Source organism: Streptomyces sp. NPDC017520, assembly GCF_044329855.1.
In the GTDB taxonomy this organism is placed as follows: Bacteria; Actinomycetota; Actinomycetes; order Streptomycetales; family Streptomycetaceae; genus Streptomyces.
Map to the genome: position 1 here is coordinate 192,963 of NZ_JBIRKB010000002.1, position 18,647 is coordinate 211,609.

Consider the following 18,647-nt stretch of genomic DNA (forward strand, 5'->3'; position numbering starts at 1 on the left):
TATCCGAACCACTCCACGGAGGCCCTGCGGTGAACGAACTGCCGCAACAGCTGGCCAATGGACTCATCCTCGGCGCGATGTACGGTCTCATCGCGATCGGTTACACGATGGTCTACGGAATCATCCAGCTCATCAACTTCGCGCACGGCGAGATCTTCATGATCGGGGGCTTCGGAGCCCTCACGGTCTACCTCGGGCTTCCGTCCGGATTCTCCCTCATAGCCGCGATACCCCTCATGATCGTCGGCGGCGTCATAGCCGCCGTCGCCATCAGCATGGCCGCCGAACGCTTCGCCTACCGGCCCCTGCGCGGCGGCCCACGCCTGGCACCACTCATCACCGCCATCGGGCTCTCCCTCGCCCTCCAGCAAGCGGTATGGATGTGGTACCCCAACGCCACGAAGGACCGCTCCTTCCCCCAGTTCGAAGGCGAAGCCCTCGACATCCTCGGCGCCACCATCCAGCGCGGCGACATCTTCGTCCTCGTCGTGGCCCCCCTCTGCATGCTCGCCCTCGGCCTCTTCGTCTCCAAGACCCGGGCCGGCCGCGGCATGCAGGCCACCTCCCAGGACCCCGACACCGCCAAGCTCATGGGCATCAACACCGACCGCATCATCGTCATGGCCTTCGCCATCGGTGCCGCGTTCGCCGCCGTCGCCGCCGTCGCCTACGGGCTCAAGAACGGCCAGATCGGCTTCCGCATGGGCTTCATCATGGGCCTCAAGGCCTTCACCGCAGCCGTACTCGGCGGCATCGGCAACATCTACGGCGCCATGCTCGGCGGCATCGTCCTCGGCGTCGCCGAAGCCCTCGCCACCGGCTACATGAGCGAAGTCCCCGGCATGGAACTCTTCGGCGGCGGCGCCTGGAAGGACGTATGGGCCTTCGCCCTCCTCATCATCGTCCTCCTCGTACGCCCCCAGGGCCTGCTCGGCGAACGCGTCGCGGATCGGGCGTGATGACCATGACCACCAAGTCCACACCCGCCAACAGCGCCCTCATCGCGCTGCCCGCCGCCCGCCACCTCACCACCGCCGGCGCGGCCATCGCCCTCATCGGCACCTTCCTCGCCTGGACCTGGACCGCCGAATTCCCCGGCGACCTCACCGTCACCGGCTACCCCGGCGGCCTCCAGGTCCTCACCCTCATCAGCGCCGTCCTCACCCTCCTCTTCGCCCTCTCCGGCTACGGGATCAAGGGACTTGGCTGGCTCACCCCCGGCGGCGCCAACAGCCCCGTCCGACTCGCCGCACTCGGCGTCCTCGGCATCACCGGCTTCTCCATCGGCGCCATCGCCGTCAAACTCGGCGGCGTAGTCAACCTGGAACCCGGAGCCTGGGTCAGCCTCCTCGGCGCGATCATCGCCACCGTCGCCGCCCTCGGCCTCCCCGCCGACCAGGAACTCGACGACACCACCCACCCCAGCCCCCTCAACCGATTCGTCAACAGCCTCCGGGCCCCCGCTCCCACGCGCGCCAAGGACCTCCCCAACTGGGCCGAGATCCTCATCATCGCCGGAGCCTTCGGCGTCGCCCTCCACGTCTTCACGTACGGCATCGACACCGAATACGCCGAACTCTTCATCGGCTACATCATCGCCGTCGCGTTCGGCTTCACCGCCCTCACCCGGGCCGGGCTCATCGCCCGCATCACCCGGCTCACCACCAAACACCGCAACGTCACCATGGCCGCCGCCCTCATCGCGGCCTTCTGCTTCCCCTTCACCCAGCAGAACGAGCAGTACGCCCTCATCGGCGCGAACATCCTCATCTTCGCGACCGTCGCACTCGGCCTCAACGTCGTCGTCGGCCTCGCCGGCCTCCTCGACCTCGGATACGTCGCCTTCCTCGGCGTCGGCGCCTACGCCGCCGCCCTGGTCTCCGGCTCCCCGCTCTCCCCCGTCGGCGTCCAGTTCCCCTTCTGGGCCGCCGTCCTCACCGGCGCCGCAGCCTCACTCGTCTTCGGCGTCGTCATCGGCGCCCCGACCCTCCGACTGCGCGGCGACTACCTCGCCATCGTCACCCTCGGCTTCGGCGAGATCTTCCGCCTCACCGTCAACGCCCTCAACGGCGTCAGCGGCCCCGACCTCACCAACGGCTCCCAGGGCATCCCCAGCATCCCCGACCTCAACCTCTTCGGCTTCGACTTCGGCATCAGCCACAACATCGCCGGATTCACCCTCGGCAGGTCCGCCAACTACTACCTGCTGATGCTCGTCTTCACCGCCGTCGTCGTCCTGGTCTTCCGACGCTCCGGAGAATCCCGCATCGGCCGCGCCTGGGTCGCCATCCGCGAGGACGAGACCGCCGCCACCGCCATGGGCATCAACGCCTTCCGGCTCAAGCTGCTCGCCTTCGCCCTCGGCGCCACCCTCGCCGGACTCGCCGGCACCGTCCAGGCCCACGTCTCCTACACCGTGACGCCCGAGCAGTACCAGTTCGCCGGCTCCGTCCCCCCGAACTCCGCCTTCCTCCTCGCCGCCGTCATCCTCGGCGGCATGGGAACCCTCAGCGGACCCCTCGTCGGCGCGGCACTGCTCTACCTCATCCCGGCGAAGCTGCAGTTCATGCAGGACTACCAGCTCTTCCTCTTCGGCATCGCACTCATCCTCCTGATGCGCTTCCGCCCCGAAGGGCTCGTCGCCGACCGCAGGAAGCAACTCGAATTCCACGAGACCGGCCAACTCGACGTCCCACCGGACACCCCACTCACCGACCAGGCCGCCGGCACCACGAAGGCGGGGGCGTGACCACATGACCACCACGACAACCACCCCGGCCAACCCGGCCACCACGGTCCTCGACGCCAGCGGCGTCACCATGCGCTTCGGCGGACTCACCGCCGTACGCGGCGTCGACCTCACCGTCAACAGCGGCGAGATCGTCGGCCTCATCGGCCCCAACGGCGCAGGCAAGACCACCTTCTTCAACTGCCTCACCGGCCTCTACATCCCCACCGAGGGCAAGGTCAGCTACAAGGGCACCGTCCTGCCGCCCAAACCCCACCTCGTCACCAAGGCCGGCATCGCCCGCACCTTCCAGAACATCCGGCTCTTCGCCAACATGACCGTCCTGGAAAACGTCCTCGTCGGACGCCACACCCGGACCAAGGAAGGCCTCTGGTCAGCCCTCCTGCGCCTCCCCGGCTACCACAAGGCAGAAGACGCCAGCCGCGAACGCGCCATGGAACTCCTGGAGTTCATCGGCCTCCAGGACAAGGCCGACCACCTCGCGCGCAACCTCCCCTACGGAGACCAGCGCAAGCTGGAAATCGCCCGCGCACTCGCCAGCGACCCCGGACTCCTCCTCCTGGACGAGCCCACCGCCGGCATGAACCCCCAGGAAACCCGCGTCACCGAAGAACTCATCTTCGCCATCCGGGACCAGGGCATCGCCGTCCTCGTCATCGAGCACGACATGCGCTTCATCTTCAACCTCTGCGACCGCGTCGCCTGCCTCGTCCAGGGCGAGAAACTCGTCGAAGGCACCCCCGGCGACGTCCAGGCCGACGAACGCGTCGTCGCCGCCTACCTCGGCACCCCCTTCGAAGGCGCCCCCGGCGCCGAAGAAGTCGCCGAGGTCGAAGCAGCCGAGGCCCACGCCGGAACCACCAGCACCACCACCCCGGCGAAGGACACCACGACACCCGACACCACCAGCACCGATGAGGAGGGCACCCGATGACCGCACTGCTAGAGGTCCAAGACCTCCGGGTCGCCTACGGCAAGATCGAAGCGGTCAAGGGCATCTCCTTCACCGTCGACGCCGGCCAGGTCGTCACCCTCATCGGCACCAACGGCGCCGGCAAGACCACCACCCTGCGCACCCTCTCCGGACTGCTCAAGCCCCTCGGCGGCCGCATCCTCTTCGAGGGCAAACCGCTGGCCAACATCCCCGCCCACAAGATCGTCTCCCTCGGCATCGCCCACTCCCCCGAGGGCCGCCACATCTTCCCCCGGCTGACGATCACCGAGAACCTCCTCCTCGGCGCCTACCTCCGCAACGACAAAGCAGGCATCGAGAAGGACGTCCAGCGCGCCTACGACCTCTTCCCCATCCTCGGGGAACGCCGGAAGCAGGCCGCGGGCACCCTCTCGGGCGGCGAGCAGCAGATGCTCGCCATGGGACGCGCCATGATGTCCCAGCCCAAGCTGCTCATGCTCGACGAGCCCTCCATGGGACTCTCCCCGATCATGATGCAGAAGATCATGGAGACCATCGTCGAGCTCAAGGCGTCGGGCACCACGATCCTGCTCGTCGAGCAGAACGCCCAGGCCGCCCTCTCCCTCGCGGACCAGGGTCACGTCATGGAGGTCGGCAAGATCGTCCTCTCCGGCGCGGGCTCGGACCTGCTCCACGACGAGTCGGTCCGCAAGGCCTACCTCGGCGAGGACTGACTCGTCCGCCGCCGTACGCGAGAGGCCCGCACCCCGATCGTCCGGGGTGCGGGCCTCTCGCCTTCGTTACGTGTACGCGGCTACTCGGCCGACTTCTTCTTCTCCTCGGCGTCCTCGATCAGCGCCTCCGCCAGCTGCTGCATCGACATACGGCGGTCCATCGACGTCTTCTGGATCCACCGGAACGCGGCCGGCTCGGAGAGCCCGTAATCCGTCTGGAGGATGCTCTTCGCCCGGTCCACCAGCTTCCGGGTCTCCAGCCGCTGGGACAGGTCCGCGATCTCGCTCTCCAGCGCCTTCAGCTCCGCGAACCGGGAGACGGCCATCTCGATGGCCGGCACCACGTCGCTCTTGCTGAACGGCTTCACCAGATACGCCATGGCCCCGGCGTCCCGGGCCCGCTCGACGAGGTCGCGCTGCGAGAACGCGGTGAGCATCAGGACCGGGGCGATGGACTCCTCGGCGATCTTCTCGGCGGCGGAGATCCCGTCGAGGACCGGCATCTTCACGTCCAGGATGACGAGGTCCGGCCGGTGCTCCCGGGCCAGCTCGACGGCCTGCTGCCCGTCGCCCGCCTCACCGACGACGGAGTAACCCTCCTCCTCCAGCATCTCCTTGAGGTCGAGGCGGATGAGGGCCTCGTCCTCGGCGATGACGACGCGGGTCGTCAGCGGCGGGACGTGCGACTTGTCGTCGTCGACGGCGTCTACGGGCTGGGGCGACTCGGGGGTGGTCACGGGGCTCCTTGTTAGGACAGGGGTGCAGCTCCCAAGAGCCTACCTAGTTACGGTATGTTTGAGGCACGGAGGGTCCTCGGTATCCTTCGTTTCGAAGGGGCCCCGGTAGCCCAGCGGCAGAGGCGATGGATTCAAAACCCATACAGCGTCGGTTCGAATCCGACTCGGGGCACTTCTCCTTGGATTCCAAGGTCGAGCAACAATTTGGCGATCTTCACCCTTGCCGGTGAACGCGCCTCCGATCCGGGCACGCCCCTTCGAAGGTCGCAGAAAACTACGCTGCATGGAGCAGCACAACCCCTCGATACGTGACGAAGCGCTCGCCCTCCTGCGGAGCGGAACCACCAATCGGGCAGTAGCAGAACGTCTCAACGTGCCGCGCGGGACCGTCGGCTGGTGGCTGCACGAGGACCGCAAGCGACGCGGGGTGCAGTACGAGCAGCCCACCGACTGCCCCGCCTGCACAGGCCGACAGGCCGATCGGGCCGCCTACGCCTACTTACTGGGGCTGTACCTCGGCGACGGCCACATCACGTCGAAGATTAAGCAGCATCACCTGTCCATCTTCTGCGACGCCGTCTGGCCGGGCGTGATCGACGAGGCGGAAGCGGCCATGCGCACGGTCATGCCCATGCCCCGCATCGGTCGGCGGCAGCGAAACAACTGCGTTGAGGTGAAGTCGTACAGCAAACACTGGACCTGCGTCTTTCCTCAGCACGGCCCGGGCAAGAAACATGAGCGACCGATCGTTCTCGAAGCGTGGCAGCAGGAGATCGTCGACGCCCGCCCCTGGCATTTCGTTCGGGGCCTCATCCATTCCGACGGATGTCGAAACATGAACTGGACAACCAGGATCGTCAATGGCGAACGCAAGCGCTACGAGTACCCCCGGTACTACTTCACCAACGTCTCCGACGACATCCGCCGCCTCTACACCGACACCCTCGACACGCTCGGCATCACCTGGACGCACTGCACTCGCGCGGGCAAGCCCTACAACATCTCCGTAGCCCGACGGGCATCCGTCACCCTCATGGATGCGCACGTCGGGCCGAAATACTGAGCTGATCCTGAGCCGCCCTACTTCGGGCTGTCGTCCTCGCCGATGTGGTGGACGCGGACCAGGTTCGTGGAGCCCGCGACGCCCGGCGGGGAGCCGGCGGTGATGACGACCACGTCACCCTTCTGGCAGCGGCCGATGCGCAGCAGCTCCTCGTCGACCTGGGCGACCATCGCGTCCGTGGAGTCCACGTGCGGGCCGAGGAAGGTCTCGACGCCCCACGTCAGGTTGAGCTGGGCGCGGGTGGCCTCGTCGGGGGTGAAGGCGAGGAGCGGGATGGGTGAGCGGTAGCGGGAGAGGCGCTTGACGGTGTCGCCGCTCTGGGTGAAGGCGACGAGGAATTTCGCGCCGAGGAAGTCGCCCATCTCGGCTGCGGCCCTCGCGACGGCGCCGCCCTGGGTGCGGGGTTTGTTGCGCTCGGTGAGGGGCGGGAGGCCCTTGGCGAGGAGGTCTTCCTCGGCGGCCTCGACGATGCGGGACATGGTGCGGACGGTCTCGATGGCGTATTTGCCGACGCTGGTCTCGCCGGAGAGCATGACCGCGTCGGTGCCGTCGATGATGGCGTTGGCGACGTCGGAGGCTTCGGCGCGGGTGGGGCGGGAGTTGTCGATCATCGAGTCGAGCATCTGGGTGGCGACGATGACCGGTTTGGCGTTGCGCCGGGCGAGCTTGATGGCGCGTTTCTGGACGATGGGGACTTGTTCCAGGGGCATTTCGACGCCGAGGTCGCCGCGGGCGACCATGATGCCGTCGAAGGCGGCGACGATGTCGTCGATGTTGTCGACGGCCTGGGGTTTTTCGACCTTGGCGATGACGGGGAGGCGGCGGTTCTCCTCGTCCATGATGCGGTGGACGTCGTCGATGTCGCGTCCGGTGCGGACGAAGGAGAGGGCGATGATGTCGGCGCCGGTGCGCAGGGCCCAGCGGAGGTCGTCGATGTCCTTTTCGGAGAGGGCGGGGACGGAGACGGCGACGCCGGGGAGGTTGAGTCCCTTGTTGTCGGAGACCATGCCGCCTTCGATGACGGTGGTGTGGACGCGGGGGCCTTCGACGCCGGTGACTTCGAGGGTGACGCGGCCGTCGTCGACGAGAATGCGTTCGCCGGTGGTGACGTCGGCGGCGAGTCCGTCGTAGGTGGTGCCGCAGATGTCGCCGGTGCCTTCGCCTTCGAGGGGTTCGACGGTGATGGTGAAGGTGTCGCCGCGTTCAAGGAGTACGGGGCCTTCGCGGAAGCGTCCGAGGCGGATCTTCGGGCCTTGAAGGTCGGCGAGGATGCCGACGTTGCGGCCGGTTTCCTCGGACGCTTTGCGGACGTGGTCGTAGCGCGCTTGGTGTTCGGCGTAGCTGCCGTGGCTGAGGTTGAAGCGGGCGATGTCCATTCCCGCTTCGACCAGGGCTTTGATCTGGTCGTATGTGTCGGTTGCGGGTCCCAGGGTACAAACGATTTTCGCTCGGCGCATGGTTCGAGACTAAACCTTACCTACGGGTAGGTATTTGGCTCTGCATGACACCTCAACAACCTTCTCATGAAGGGTTGTTGACAACTGTTGAATTGTGCAGCGGGGTGCTCTGATGAGCGTTTATCCGAGGTTCGGTGGGATGAGTGTGAAGGATGCTTCGACTTGGGCGTCGATGGTCTGGCGTACGGGTTCGAGGTCGATGGGTGCGGCGTCGGTGGCGGCTTCCGTGCCCGCGCCTCCGTAGGCCATCGCCTGGGTGGAGAAGGCGGCGCGGGCCATGTGGGGGCCGGCGTGGACCCCGGTGTCGTTGAGTTCGAGGAGGGCGCCGAGTCGGGTGTCGAGGGCTTCGGCGTATTCGCGGGCGCGTTGGAGGGCTTCCTGGACGGCTTGGCGGCGGGCGGCTGCGTGGTGGGGGGAGGTGGGGCGCAGGGCCCACCAGGGGCCGTCGAGGCGGGTGAGGTCGTTGTCTGCGAGGCGGGTGACGAGTTCGCCGAGGGTGGTGAAGTCGTTGAGGGTGGTGGTGATTTGGATGCTGCCGTGGTAGGCGCGGATGCGTTCGGCGCGGCCGTGGCGGGTGAGTTCGGGGCGGATGGTGAGGGTTCCGGTTTCGAGCTTTTCGATGGCGTCGCCGTAGGTCTTGATGAGGTCGAGGGTGGTGGTGTTGCGGCGGGTGAGGTCGTCGAGGGTGGTGCGGCGGTCGGTGGAGCGGGCGGTGAGGGTGATGGTGATGTGGGCGATTTCGGGGTCGACTTCGAGGTGGGCTTCGCCGCGGACGGTGACGTGGGGGGTGGTGGGGGTGCCGTAGGGGTGGTGGGGGGCGGGCGCGGGGGCGGGTGTGGGGGTTTCGGTCATGTGTTCACTGTGGCATGGGGGGTGGGGTGTCGTGGTGTGTGTCGCGTGGTCATCAGATCGAAACCTGTGTGGGGTGTTGTGCGTGGCGGCGGCTGGGCCAGAATCTACGCGCGTTGCCCTACTGAACGAGGAGTGAAGAAATGCCGTTGAATCCGTTGAACCCGTTGGACCGTAGGACTTTTCTGGGCCGTTCGGCTGCCGCCGGTGCGGGTGTGGCGATGGCGGGCGGTGCGGTCGTGGGCTCGGCCGGTGCGGCGGAGGCGAAGGACCACGGTCATGGGCGTGGGGCGAAGCGGTATTCGTTCACGGTGATGGGCACGACTGATCTGCACGGCAACGTCTTCAACTGGGACTACTTCACGGACAGGGAGTACGACGACTCCGCGCACAACGATGTCGGCCTGGCGAAGATCTCGACGTTGGTGGAGCAGGTGCGCCGGGAGAAGGGCCGCGGGAACACGCTGCTGATCGACGCGGGTGACACGATCCAGGGCACGCAGTTGTCGTACTACTACGCGAAGGTCGATCCGATCACGGCGCGGCGTGGTCCGGTGCATCCGATGGCGCGGGCGATGAACGCGATCGGTTACGACGCGGCGGCGCTGGGGAATCACGAGTTCAATTACGGCATTCCGGTGCTGCGGAAATTCGAGGAGCAGTGCGACTTTCCGTTGCTGGGGGCGAATGCGCTGGATGCGAGGACGTTGCGGCCGGCGTTCGCCCCGTATGTCATCAAGCGGATGCGGACGCCGTACGGGCGTGATGTGCGGGTGGCGGTGCTGGGGCTGACGAATCCTGGTATCGCGATCTGGGACAAGGCGAACGTGGGCGGGAAGATGGTGTTCCCGGGTCTGGAGGAGCAGGCGGCGAAGTGGGTGCCGAAGCTGCGGTCGATGGGTGCGGACGTGGTGCTGGTGTCGGCGCATTCGGGTTCTTCGGGGACGTCGTCGTGGGGGGATCAGTTGCCGTACGTGGAGAACGCGGCGGCTCTGGTGGCGGAGCAGGTGCCGGGGATCGACGCGATTCTGGTGGGGCACGCGCATGTGGAGATCGCCGAGCGTTTCGTGACGAACAAGGAGACCGGGAAGCGGGTCGTGCTCTCGGAGCCGGCGAAGTGGGGTCAGCGGTTGACGCTGTTCGATTTCGATCTGGTGTGGGAGAAGGGCCGCTGGGCGGTGGAGAAGGCCGGTTCGCGGGTGTTGAACTCCAACACGGTGCCGGAGGACCGGAAGGTGACGTCGCTGCTGCGGTCGGAGCACCGCAAGGTGGTGGAGTACGTCAACCAGGTGATCGGTACGTCGGTGGTGGCGATGTCGACGGCGGACGCGCCGTGGAAGGACGAGCCGATCATCGATCTGATCAACCAGGTGCAGGCGGAGACGGTGAAGGCGGCGCTGGCGGGCGGGGAGTTCGCGGCGTTGCCGGTGTTGTCACAGGCTTCGTGCTTCTCGCGTACGGCGGGGATTCCGGCCGGTGAGGTGACGATCAAGGACGCGGCGGGGCTGTATCCGTTCGAGAACACGCTGGAGGCGCGGCTGCTCACGGGTGCGCAGTTGCAGGAGTATCTGGAGTATTCGGCGCGGTATTTCGTGCGGACGCCCGCGGGTGGTCCGGTGGAGACGGCGAAGCTGACGAACGCGGACGGGATTCCGGACTACAACTACGACGCGGTGTCGGGGGTGACGTACGACATCGACATCGCTCAGCCGGTGGGTTCGCGGATCGTGGGGCTGTCCTTCGAGGGGAAGGCGATCGATCCGGCGGCGCGGTTCGTGTTCGCGGTGAACAACTATCGGGCGAGTGGTGGGGGGAACTTTCCGCATGTGCCGGGTGCGCGGCAGGTGTGGGCGGATTCGGACGAGATCCGGAACACGATCATCGGGTGGGTGCGGGAGAAGGGGTCGGTGGATCCGGCGGCGTTCGCTTCGGTGGGGTGGCGGCTGACGCGTGATGGGGCGCCTGTGTTCCCGTAGCGCCGGTGTTCCCGTAGCGCCGGTGTTCCCCTGACGCCGACGTCCCTGTGACGCCTGTGTTCCCGTAGCGCCGGTGTTCCCCTGACGCCGACGTCCCTGTGACGCCTGTGTTCCCGTAGCGCCGGTGTTGCCGTGATTCCTTGGCGCCGGTGGTCCCGTGGCGCTGTGCGCGGTGGGTTGTTCGTTCGGCCCGGGTCTCCTTCGGTGGGGGCCCGGGCCGTTCCTTGTGCGGGGGCTAGACGGATTGGCTCAGGGGGACGAGGACGTGGCCCTGGGCGGGGATTCTGGGGGGTTGGGGGGCGAGGCCGAAGGTGGTGAAGGCGGTGCGCTCGGGGAGGGGGTAGGGGTTGGCGTTGGTGAGGTTGTTGAGGATGGTGGCGCTGCGCCAGGCGGCGAGTCCGAGGTCGGGGGCGCCGACTCCGTGGGTGTGGCGTTCGGCGTTCTGTACGTAGACGTGTCCGGTGACGGCGGGGTCGAGGACCAGGCGGTACTGGTCGTCGATGCGGGGGCGGTGGGAGGCGTCGCGGCTGAGGTAGGGGCCGAGGCTGCCGAGGACGGCGTCGAGGGGGCGTTCGCGGTAGCCGGTGGCGAGGATGACGGCGTCGGTGGTGAGGCGGGAGCGGGTGCCCTGCTGGGTGTGTTCGAGGTGGAGTTCGACGCGGGTGTTGGCGACGCGTCCGGCGGTGCGGACGTGGACTCCGGGGGTGAGGGTGGCGTCGGGCCAGCCGCCGTGGAGGGTGCGGCGGTAGAGCTCGTCGTGGATGGCGGCGATGGTGTCGGCGTCGATGCCTTTGTGGAGTTGCCATTGGCGGGGGACGAGTTCGTCGCGGGCCGTTTCGGGGAGGGCGTGGAAGTAGCGGCTGTAGTCGGGGGTGAAGTGTTCGAGGCCGAGTTTGGAGTACTCCATGGGGGCGAAGGCCTGGGTGCGGGCGAGCCAGTGGATCTTCTCGGCGCCTTCGGGGCGGGCGCGCAGGAGGTCGAGGAAGATCTCGGCGCCGGACTGTCCTGATCCGATGACGGTGATGTGTTCGGCGGTGAGGAGCCGTGTCCGGTGGCGGAGGTAGTCGGCGGAGTGGAGTACGGGGACGGTTTCGGCTTCGGCGAGGGGTTTGAGGGGTTCGGGGACGAAGGGTTCGGTGCCGATGCCGAGGGCGATGTGGCGGGCGTAGGCGCGGCCGAGGGCTTCGGCTTCGCCGTCGCGGTCGAGTTGGGTGAAGTCGACTTCGAAGAGGGAGCGGTCGGTGTTCCAGCGGACGGCGTCGACCTGGTGGCCGAAGTGGAGGCCGGGGAGTTGTTCGCTGACCCAGCGGCAGTAGGCGTCGTATTCGGCTCGTTGGATGTGGAAGCGCTCGGCGAAGTAGAAGGGGAAGAGGCGGTCGCGGGTGCGGAGGTAGTTGAGGAAGCTCCAGGGGCTGGTGGGGTCGGCGAGGGTGACGAGGTCGGCGAGGAAGGGGACCTGGAGGCTGGCGCCGTCGAGGAGGAGGCCGGGGTGCCAGTGGAAGGCGGGGCGTTGTTCGTAGAAGGTCGCGGCGAGGGGGCGGGGGTCGTCGGTGCTCGCGGGGATGTTGTGGGCGAGTGCGGCGAGGGAGAGGTTGAAGGGGCCGATGCCGATGCCGACGAGGTCGTGTGGCTGGTCGGGGGTGGGGGCGGGCCGGGCGGTCATCGCTGGGTGTCGCTTTCCGTGGGGTGGGGGGTGGGGTGGGTCGTGGTGGGGGTGGTGGGTGGGTGGGTGAGGTGTTCGTTGGTGGTGGCGGTGATGAGGTCGAGGAGTGCTTGGAGGTCCTGGGGGGTGGTGTGGGGGTTGAGGAGGGTGGCTTTGAGCCAGAGGCGGCCTTCGGCGTGGGCGCGGCCGAGGACGGCGTGGCCGCGTTGGAGGAGGGTGCGGCGGACGGTGGCGACGGTGTGGTCGTCGGCGCCGGTGGGGCGGAGGAGGACGGTGCTGATGGTGGGGCGGTCGTAGAGGTCGAGGGCGGGGTTCTTGGTGATGAGGTCGGCGAGGTGGTGGGCGGTGGCGAGGGTGCGGTCGATGAGGTCGGCGAGTCCGGTGCGGCCGAGTGCCTGGAGGGTGACGGCGATCTTGAGGGCGTCGGGGCGGCGGGTGGTGCGCAGGGAGCGGCCGAGGAGGTCGGGGAGGCCGGCTTCGGTGTCGTCGTCGGCGTTGAGGTAGGGGGCGTGGTGGTGGAGGGGGGTGAGGTGGTGGTGTTCGGGTACGGCGAGGAGGCCGGCGCAGGCGGGTTGCCAGCCGAGTTTGTGCAGGTCGAGGGTGACGCTGTGGGCTCGGTCGAGGCCGTGGAGGAGGGTGCGGTGGGTGGGGCTGAAGAGGAGGGGTCCGCCGTAGGCGGCGTCGATGTGGAGTTCGGCGCCGTGGGTGGTGCAGAGGTCGGCGATGGCGGGGAGGGGGTCGATGTCGCCGGTGTCGGTGGTGCCGGCGGTGGCGACGACGAGGAGGGGGCGGTGGAGTTCGGTGAGGGCTTGGTCGAGGGCGGCGAGGTCGAGGGTGCCGGTGGGGGCGGGGACGACGACGGGTTGGGGGAGGCCGAGGAGCCAGGCGGCGCGGGTGATGCTGTGGTGGGCGTTGGCGCCGCAGATGGTCTGTACGGGGCCGTGTCGTTCGCGGGCGAGGAGCAGGGCGAGTTGGTTGGCCTCGGTGCCGCCGGTGGTGATGACGGCGTCGGGTGAGCGGGTGTGGGGGTAGATCTCGGCGGCGAGTGCGGTGGTGAGGTCGGCTTCGAGGGCGGAGGCGGCGGGGGCCTGGTCCCAGGAGTCCATGGAGGGGTTGAGGGCGCTGGCGGCGAGGTCGGCTGCTGCTGCCAGGGCGAGGGGTGGGGTGTGGAGGTGGGCGGCGCAGTGGGGGTGGGCGGGGTCTGCGGCGCCTGCGGCGAGGGCGGTGACGAGGCTCCGGAGGGCGTGGTGGGGTCCGGTGCCGTGGTCGGGGATGAGGGGGTGGGTGGCGGTGCGGGTGTGGGGGGTGACGGTGTCGGGTCCGCCGGCGGGGAGGGGGCCGTCGCGGAGGGTCGCGCCGTTGTGGAGTGCGGTGAGGACGGTGTCGATGAGGGGGCGGAGGGCGGCGGGGCCCGCGGTGCCTCCGGCGAGGGGCGGGGTGGGCATGGGTGAGGTGGTCCTTCGGGTGCGCGGGGGTGGGCGTGCCGGCTTGTCCCGGGTTTCGGGTGGCGCGGCCGAAGAGCCCAACGATCTGAACTCGAAAGGGGTACTGCCGGTTGGTGTCGCCCGATGGGGGGTGGGGTGGGGTGGGTGGGCCGTGGGAGCGGGGTGGCCGAAGCACACCGCTGTACCGATTGACGGCGGAGTTCTTCGAGGCGCTGGGGCACCCGGTCCGGATCAGGGTGCTCGAACTGCTCAGGAACGCGGGCACGCGGTCTCGAAGATGCTGAACGAAGTGGGGGTCGAGGCCGCCCATCTCTCGTCACAGCTGGCCGTGTTGCGCCGTGCCGGTCTCGTGACGGCCCGGCGGGAGGGCTCGGCCGTCCACGGCACGCTGGCCGACCCGGGGGGGTGGCGGAGCTGCTGCGGGTGGCGCGGACGGTTCTGACCGGGGTGCTGGCGGGCCAGGCGGAGCTGCCGGCCGATCTGCGGGCGACGGGCGGGTCCGGGGGCCGTACCCCGGTCGGGGCTCCGGACGACGTCGCGGACGGGAGCGGTGACGGCCGCGGCCGATCCTCCGCACCGCACGGCCGCGGCCGATCCTCCGCACCGCACGGCCGCGGGGCGGGAAGCCGTTCCCGTCCCGCGGCGGTGCGCCTCGGTCAGTCGGCGAGGGCGACGGCCGACCGTACGGCGAGGGCGCGGCGCAGGTCGTCGAGCTGGTCGACGAGCTTGCGGCGCAGGGCGGGGGTGAGGGCCGGGTCCTCCAGGGCGCGGGTGCCGGTGCCGAGGCTCGTGGGGTCGACGGCGTACGCGGGGAAGGCGTAACGTCCGGCGGCTTCGGCGATGGCGGGGCCCCGGCGGGCGGCGAGGGCGATGGCGTCCGGGTAGAAGCGGGCCACGTAGTCGTCGGTCAGCTCTTCCTGTCCGGGCTGCCAGAAGCCCTGGGCGGTGGCGGTGAAGAGGTAGTTGGACAGGGTGTCGTCGGTGAACAGGGCGTCCCAGGCGGCGGCCTTGGCCTCTGCGGTGGGCAGCGCGGCACGGCAGCGGGCGGCGCCCTCGCGGCCGGTGGCGCTGGGGTCGGCTGCGAGCGCGGCCGCGATGGTGGTCTCGTCGGTGGCGCCGAGGACGGCGAGCCGGGTGAGGATGCGCCAGCGCAGCTCGGGGTCGAGCTCGGGTCCGCCGTGGACGGTGCCTTCGTCGAGCCAGCTCCGGAGTGTGTCGGGCTGGGTGGCGGCGTCGATGAAGTGGCGTACGGCGATGAGGCGGAGGCCCGGCTGTGAGCCGTCCTCGGTGCGGCGGATGAGGTCGCGGCAGAGGTCGGTGAGGGTGGCGCGGGCGGCGGGCAGGTCCTCGGGGATGGTGTAGCGGTCGACGACCTGGCCGGCGGCGAAGGACAGGACGCCCTGGACGAGCGCGAGGTCGGTCTCGTGCGGGAGGTGTGTGCGGGCGGTCGCGAGGTAGGTGGCGGGAGGGAGCTGCGCGTCGCGGACCATGTCGCGGGCGGTGTTCCAGACGACGGCCCGGGTGAGGGCGTCGGGGATGCCGGAGAGGCTGGTCAGGACGGTGTCCCAGGAGGCGGTGTCCAGGCGGATCTTGGCGTAGGTGAGGTCGCCGTCGTTGAGGACGACGAGGGCGGGGCGGCGGCCGGGGCGGATCGTGGGCGTCCCGTCGCCGGGTACGTCGAGGTCGAAGCGGTCGCGCAGGGCGAGGTGGCCGGGGGCGGGCTGGGTGCCCAGGGCGTGGTCGTAGGCGCCGACGGTGACGCGGTGGGGGCGGGAGCCGTCGCGGGTGACGGTGAGGGCCCAGGACTGGCCGTTGCCGGTCGGCTCGGTGGGGCCGGCGGTGGGCTCGGGGGCGGTGATCTCGGCGGTGAGGGTGTCGATGCCGGTGGTGCGCAGCCACTGTTCGGCCCAGGCGTGGACGTCGCGGTCGGTGGCGGAGGCCAGGTTGTCGATGAAGTCGGCGAGGGTGGCGTTGGCGAACTTGTGGCGGGCGAAGTGGGTGTTGATGCCGGCCAGGAAGTCCTTCTCGCCGAGCCAGGCGACGAGTTGGCGCAGTGCGGAGGCGCCCTTGGCATAGCTGATGCCGTCGAAGTTGAGGAGGGCGGACGCGGTGTCGGGGACGGCGTCGGGATCCGGCGCGACGGGGTGGGTGGAGGGGCGCTGGTCGGCGTCGTAACCCCAGCCCTTGCGGGCGACGCCGAAGTCGACCCAGGTGTCGGGGAAGGGGACCTCCCCTGCTCGCACGGAGTTGAGAGCTCGGGGAAGCGTGGCCTCGGTGAGCGTCTGGTAGCCCATGTACTCGGCGAAGGACTCGTTGAGCCAGATGTCGTCCCACCAGGCCAGGGTGACGAGGTCGCCGAACCACATGTGGGCCATCTCGTGGGCGATGACCATGGCTCGGGTCTGCCGCTCGGTGTCGGTGACGGCGGAGCGGTAGACGAACTCGTCGCGGAAGGTGACGAGTCCGGGGTTCTCCATGGCGCCCGCGTTGAATTCGGGGACGAAGGCCTGGTCGTAGGAGTCGAAGGGGTAGGGCTCGTCGAACTTCTCGTGGTAGCGGTCGTACAGGGCGCGGGTGATGTCGAGGATCTCGTCGGCGTCGGCGTCCAGGTACGGCGCGAGGGAGCGGCGGCAGTGGATGCCGAAGGGCAGCCCGGCGTGCTCGGTGGTGACCGAGTGCCAGGGTCCCGCGGCGACCGCGACGAGGTAGGTGGAGACGAGGGGTGTGGGGGCGATGGTCCAGCGCCCCTCCCCCGTGTGTTCGGCGACGCCGTTGCCGAGGACGGTCCAGCCTTTGGGCGCGGTGACGTCGATGGCGAAGACGGACTTCAGGTCGGGCTGGTCGAAGGCGGCGAAGACGCGCTGGACGTCCTCCATGAACAGCTGGGTGTAGACGTAGGTCTCGCCGTCGGTGGGGTCGGTGAAGCGGTGCATGCCCTCGCCGGTGCGGGAGTAGTGCATCGCGGCGTCGACGCGCAGTTCGTGGGGGCCGGCGGTGATTCCGGTGAGGGGGTAGCGGTTGCCGTCGAGGAGGGCGGGGTCCAGGGGGTGTCCGTCGAGACTGATCGAGCGCAGGGTGGCGGGCTTGACCTCGACGAAGGTGTCTCCGGCCGCGCGGGCGGTGAACCGGATGGCGGTGGCGGAGTCGAAGGTCTCCTCGCCGGTGGTGAGGTCGAGGGCGATCGTGTACCGCTCCACGTCGAGGATCTGGGCTCGGGTCTGCGCTTCGTCGCGCGTCAGTACGGACATGTCCCCATGCTGCCGTACGGCATACGGCGGGCGCAGCGGGGTTCTCCCTGGGCGGACGGGGCGGCCCGGGGGGGCGCGCGGGGCGGGTCTCGCGGGCGCGTCCCCCGTGGCGGGCGGGCCTCGCCGGGCGGATCTCACCGGGCGGGTCTCGCGGTGCGCGTCCCCGGAGCAGGCGGGGCGGGTCTCGCGCGGGCTCTCCCCCGGAGCAGGCGGGGCGGGTCTCGCGCGGGCTCTCCCCCGGGCCGGCCGGTCAGGCTTCGGCGGCGGTGGCCGTCGTGCCGCCGGTCCGGCCGGCGTCGCCGTTCTCCGCTTCGTCGGCGATGCGCTCGTGGTGGCGGATCACCTCGGCGATGATGAAGTTCAGCAGCTTCTCGGCGAACGCCGGGTCCAGGTTGGCGCTCTGCGCGAGCTGTCGGAGCCGGGCGATCTGTCGGGTCTCGCGGGCGGGGTCGGCGGGCGGCAGCCTGTGGTCCGCCTTGAGGCGGCCGACCTGCTGGGTGGCCTTGAACCGCTCGGCCAGCATGTGGACGACGGCGGCGTCGATGTTGTCGATGCTCTCGCGCAGCCGGTTCAGCTCGGCCTGGACGGACGCGTCGATTTCGCTCGTACTCATGGTCAGCGAGCTTAGAGCCCCGCACCGCCGCCCCCCAATCGTCGGTGGGCAGTGGGGGGCGGGCCGCGGCGCTCAGGTGGTGATCGTCGGTGGGTCGTCGGGGTCGGGCACCTGGTCGCTCCAGCCGCCGGGCACGCTGCGGCCCTGCTGTTCGCGGAAGCGGACGGGGGCGGTGCCGACCCGGCGGGCGAAGAGCCGGGAGAAGTAGGCGGGGTCGTCGTAGCCGACGCGGCGGGCCACGGCGGCGACCGGGAGGTCGGTGGCGGCGAGGAGTTCCTTGGCCCGGCCCAGGCGGATGCCCAGCAGGTAGTCCTTGGGGCTGCAGCCGGCGCCGCGCCGTACGGCGGTGCGCAGTTCGGCGGGGGTCATGCCGTGCCGGGCGGCGTGCTCGGCGACGGTGAGCGGCTGGTAGGCGTCGCGGGCCAGCGCCTGGAGGACCGGGTCGCCGTCGGGGCCGATGTCGGCGCGGGCGCGGCGCAGGGTGACGAGGAGTTCGTGGACGGCGGCCCCGGTCTCCACCTCCAGGAGGGGGTTGCCGCGCCGGGCGGCGCGCACGATGCGTCCGACGGCCGCGCGGGGTGCGGCGGTGTCGGAGAGGGGGACGAGGGGGCGGTCGGGCTCGATGTAGCCGAGTTCGGTGTACGTGGTGGTGGCGGGGCCGGTGAAGTCGACGAAGCTCTCGTCCCAGCCGGTGCCGGGGTCGGCGCCGTAGTGGTGGGGGGTGCCGGGGGTCAGCCAGATGAGGCTGGGGCCGGTGACGGGGGTGCGGCGGCCGTCGGGGCCCTTGAACCAGCCGGTGCCGGAGTTGACGATCACGGCGACGTGGTGGTCGAGGGTGCGGGGCCCGACGGTGGGCAGCGCCCCGTGCTGGAGTCCGACGCCGAGGCAGACGAGGCCCAGGCGGTGGTGGAGCGGGCTCGGGGTGAAGAAACGCATCCAGGTGTGGTACATCGCGGTCCCTTCCTCTCCCTGCTGGTCCGGGTGCCGACCGGCTGGTCCGGGTGCCGACCCGGCAGGTCCGTGGTGTCGGGTCCCCGCTGATCCGTGGTGTCCGTTCCCGCTGGTCCGTGGTGTCCGTTCCCCGCTGGTCCGTTGTGTCCAATCAACAGCGATCTTTGTCCATGGACCGGGTGCGGCGCCAGAGGTGAAGGTGGTCGGACCAATCGACCCGAGGGGCCGCCGGGCGCGGCCGAGCACAGG

General features: G+C 69.6%; 14 protein-coding genes, 1 tRNA gene and 1 pseudogene. 8 read left to right on the plus strand and 8 right to left on the minus strand.

Going from position 1 to position 18,647, the window contains the following annotated elements; all coding sequences use genetic code 11:
* The first annotated feature begins 29 nt into the window (after nucleotides 1-29).
* The 4 genes from ACH4KB_RS04945 to ACH4KB_RS04960 are packed head-to-tail and all read left to right on the plus strand — an operon-like array spanning nucleotide 30 to nucleotide 4,396.
* Entirely contained in the window at nucleotides 30-959 is a 930-nt protein-coding gene (locus ACH4KB_RS04945; RefSeq protein ID WP_398063650.1) for a branched-chain amino acid ABC transporter permease, read from the plus strand.
* 5 nt (nucleotides 960-964) lie between these two features.
* Nucleotides 965-2,749, plus strand: a complete 1,785-nt coding sequence (locus ACH4KB_RS04950; RefSeq protein WP_398064634.1) for a branched-chain amino acid ABC transporter permease — start codon at nucleotides 965-967, stop codon at nucleotides 2,747-2,749.
* Between the two features lie 4 nt (nucleotides 2,750-2,753).
* Entirely contained in the window at nucleotides 2,754-3,683 is a 930-nt protein-coding gene (locus ACH4KB_RS04955) for an ABC transporter ATP-binding protein (protein ID WP_398063652.1), read from the plus strand.
* Nucleotides 3,680-4,396: an ABC transporter ATP-binding protein gene (locus ACH4KB_RS04960; protein ID WP_398063654.1), complete on the plus strand. Its 717-nt coding sequence runs from the start codon at nucleotides 3,680-3,682 to the stop codon at nucleotides 4,394-4,396. Before ACH4KB_RS04955 ends, ACH4KB_RS04960 begins: the two co-directional genes overlap by 4 nt.
* An 80-nt stretch (nucleotides 4,397-4,476) precedes the next feature.
* Here ACH4KB_RS04960 and ACH4KB_RS04965 read toward each other — a convergent pair whose 3' ends face one another.
* Entirely contained in the window at nucleotides 4,477-5,133 is a 657-nt protein-coding gene (locus ACH4KB_RS04965; RefSeq protein ID WP_007460230.1) for an ANTAR domain-containing response regulator, read from the minus strand.
* Nucleotides 5,134-5,232: 99 nt separating this feature from the next.
* Between ACH4KB_RS04965 and ACH4KB_RS04970 the strand changes: the two genes are divergently transcribed.
* Together ACH4KB_RS04970 and ACH4KB_RS04975 are read left to right on the plus strand one after the other, a co-directional pair.
* Nucleotides 5,233-5,305: transfer RNA gene (locus tag ACH4KB_RS04970), tRNA-Leu, on the plus strand.
* 111 nt (nucleotides 5,306-5,416) lie between these two features.
* Nucleotides 5,417-6,196 carry a helix-turn-helix domain-containing protein gene (locus tag ACH4KB_RS04975; RefSeq protein ID WP_398063657.1) on the plus strand — a complete coding sequence of 260 codons (780 nt, stop codon included), beginning with the start codon at nucleotides 5,417-5,419 and terminating at the stop codon, nucleotides 6,194-6,196.
* A gap of 17 nt (nucleotides 6,197-6,213) precedes the next feature.
* Here the strand turns inward: ACH4KB_RS04975 and pyk are convergent, their stop codons facing one another.
* Complete coding sequence (gene pyk / locus ACH4KB_RS04980; protein WP_026290457.1) at nucleotides 6,214-7,653, minus strand: pyruvate kinase; 1,440 nt, start codon at nucleotides 7,651-7,653, stop codon at nucleotides 6,214-6,216.
* Between the two features lie 120 nt (nucleotides 7,654-7,773).
* The gene (locus tag ACH4KB_RS04985; protein WP_398063660.1) at nucleotides 7,774-8,505 is read right to left on the minus strand and encodes an SIMPL domain-containing protein; all 732 of its coding nucleotides are present in this window, start codon (nucleotides 8,503-8,505) and stop codon (nucleotides 7,774-7,776) included.
* Nucleotides 8,506-8,645: 140 nt separating this feature from the next.
* Between ACH4KB_RS04985 and ACH4KB_RS04990 the strand changes: the two genes are divergently transcribed.
* Nucleotides 8,646-10,478, plus strand: coding sequence for a bifunctional metallophosphatase/5'-nucleotidase (locus ACH4KB_RS04990; protein ID WP_398063662.1), 1,833 nt, complete (start codon nucleotides 8,646-8,648; stop codon nucleotides 10,476-10,478).
* 235 nt (nucleotides 10,479-10,713) lie between these two features.
* On the opposite strand, the gene ACH4KB_RS04995 is transcribed toward ACH4KB_RS04990, so the two are convergent.
* Both ACH4KB_RS04995 and ACH4KB_RS05000 read right to left on the minus strand, forming a co-directional pair.
* A complete protein-coding gene (locus tag ACH4KB_RS04995; RefSeq protein ID WP_398063664.1) occupies nucleotides 10,714-12,141 on the minus strand; it encodes a lysine N(6)-hydroxylase/L-ornithine N(5)-oxygenase family protein in 1,428 nt (475 codons plus the stop codon).
* Nucleotides 12,138-13,586: a pyridoxal phosphate-dependent decarboxylase family protein gene (locus tag ACH4KB_RS05000; protein ID WP_398063666.1), complete on the minus strand. Its 1,449-nt coding sequence runs from the start codon at nucleotides 13,584-13,586 to the stop codon at nucleotides 12,138-12,140. Before ACH4KB_RS05000 ends, ACH4KB_RS04995 begins: the two co-directional genes overlap by 4 nt.
* Before the next feature lie 140 nt (nucleotides 13,587-13,726).
* Here ACH4KB_RS05000 and ACH4KB_RS05005 point away from each other — a divergent pair.
* Nucleotides 13,727-14,078: pseudogene (locus ACH4KB_RS05005) on the plus strand (ArsR/SmtB family transcription factor); the annotation flags it as partial.
* A 164-nt stretch (nucleotides 14,079-14,242) separates the two neighbouring features.
* Here ACH4KB_RS05005 and pepN read toward each other — a convergent pair.
* The 3 genes from pepN to ACH4KB_RS05020 form a co-directional block, all read right to left on the minus strand.
* Nucleotides 14,243-16,834, minus strand: coding sequence for an aminopeptidase N (pepN, locus tag ACH4KB_RS05010; protein ID WP_398063668.1), 2,592 nt, complete (start codon nucleotides 16,832-16,834; stop codon nucleotides 14,243-14,245).
* 250 nt (nucleotides 16,835-17,084) lie between these two features.
* Complete coding sequence (locus ACH4KB_RS05015; RefSeq protein WP_398063670.1) at nucleotides 17,085-17,447, minus strand: chorismate mutase; 363 nt, start codon at nucleotides 17,445-17,447, stop codon at nucleotides 17,085-17,087.
* A gap of 72 nt (nucleotides 17,448-17,519) precedes the next feature.
* Nucleotides 17,520-18,398, minus strand: a complete 879-nt coding sequence (locus ACH4KB_RS05020; protein WP_381752998.1) for an AraC family transcriptional regulator — start codon at nucleotides 18,396-18,398, stop codon at nucleotides 17,520-17,522.
* Between the last annotated feature and the right edge of the window lie 249 nt (nucleotides 18,399-18,647).

Coding starts and splice junctions, on each gene's coding strand:
- ACH4KB_RS05000 (WP_398063666.1), bottom strand. CDS start 13,586: ATGCCCACCCCGCCCCTCGCCGGAGGCACCGCGGGCCCCGCCGCCCTC.
- pepN (WP_398063668.1), bottom strand. CDS start 16,834: ATGTCCGTACTGACGCGCGACGAAGCGCAGACCCGAGCCCAGATCCTC.
- ACH4KB_RS04990 (WP_398063662.1), top strand. CDS start 8,646: ATGCCGTTGAATCCGTTGAACCCGTTGGACCGTAGGACTTTTCTGGGC.
- ACH4KB_RS04950 (WP_398064634.1), top strand. CDS start 965: ATGACCACCAAGTCCACACCCGCCAACAGCGCCCTCATCGCGCTGCCC.
- ACH4KB_RS04960 (WP_398063654.1), top strand. CDS start 3,680: ATGACCGCACTGCTAGAGGTCCAAGACCTCCGGGTCGCCTACGGCAAG.
- ACH4KB_RS05015 (WP_398063670.1), bottom strand. CDS start 17,447: ATGAGTACGAGCGAAATCGACGCGTCCGTCCAGGCCGAGCTGAACCGG.
- pyk (WP_026290457.1), bottom strand. CDS start 7,653: ATGCGCCGAGCGAAAATCGTTTGTACCCTGGGACCCGCAACCGACACA.
- ACH4KB_RS04995 (WP_398063664.1), bottom strand. CDS start 12,141: ATGACCGCCCGGCCCGCCCCCACCCCCGACCAGCCACACGACCTCGTC.
- ACH4KB_RS05020 (WP_381752998.1), bottom strand. CDS start 18,398: ATGTACCACACCTGGATGCGTTTCTTCACCCCGAGCCCGCTCCACCAC.
- ACH4KB_RS04955 (WP_398063652.1), top strand. CDS start 2,754: ATGACCACCACGACAACCACCCCGGCCAACCCGGCCACCACGGTCCTC.
- ACH4KB_RS04975 (WP_398063657.1), top strand. CDS start 5,417: ATGGAGCAGCACAACCCCTCGATACGTGACGAAGCGCTCGCCCTCCTG.
- ACH4KB_RS04985 (WP_398063660.1), bottom strand. CDS start 8,505: ATGACCGAAACCCCCACACCCGCCCCCGCGCCCGCCCCCCACCACCCC.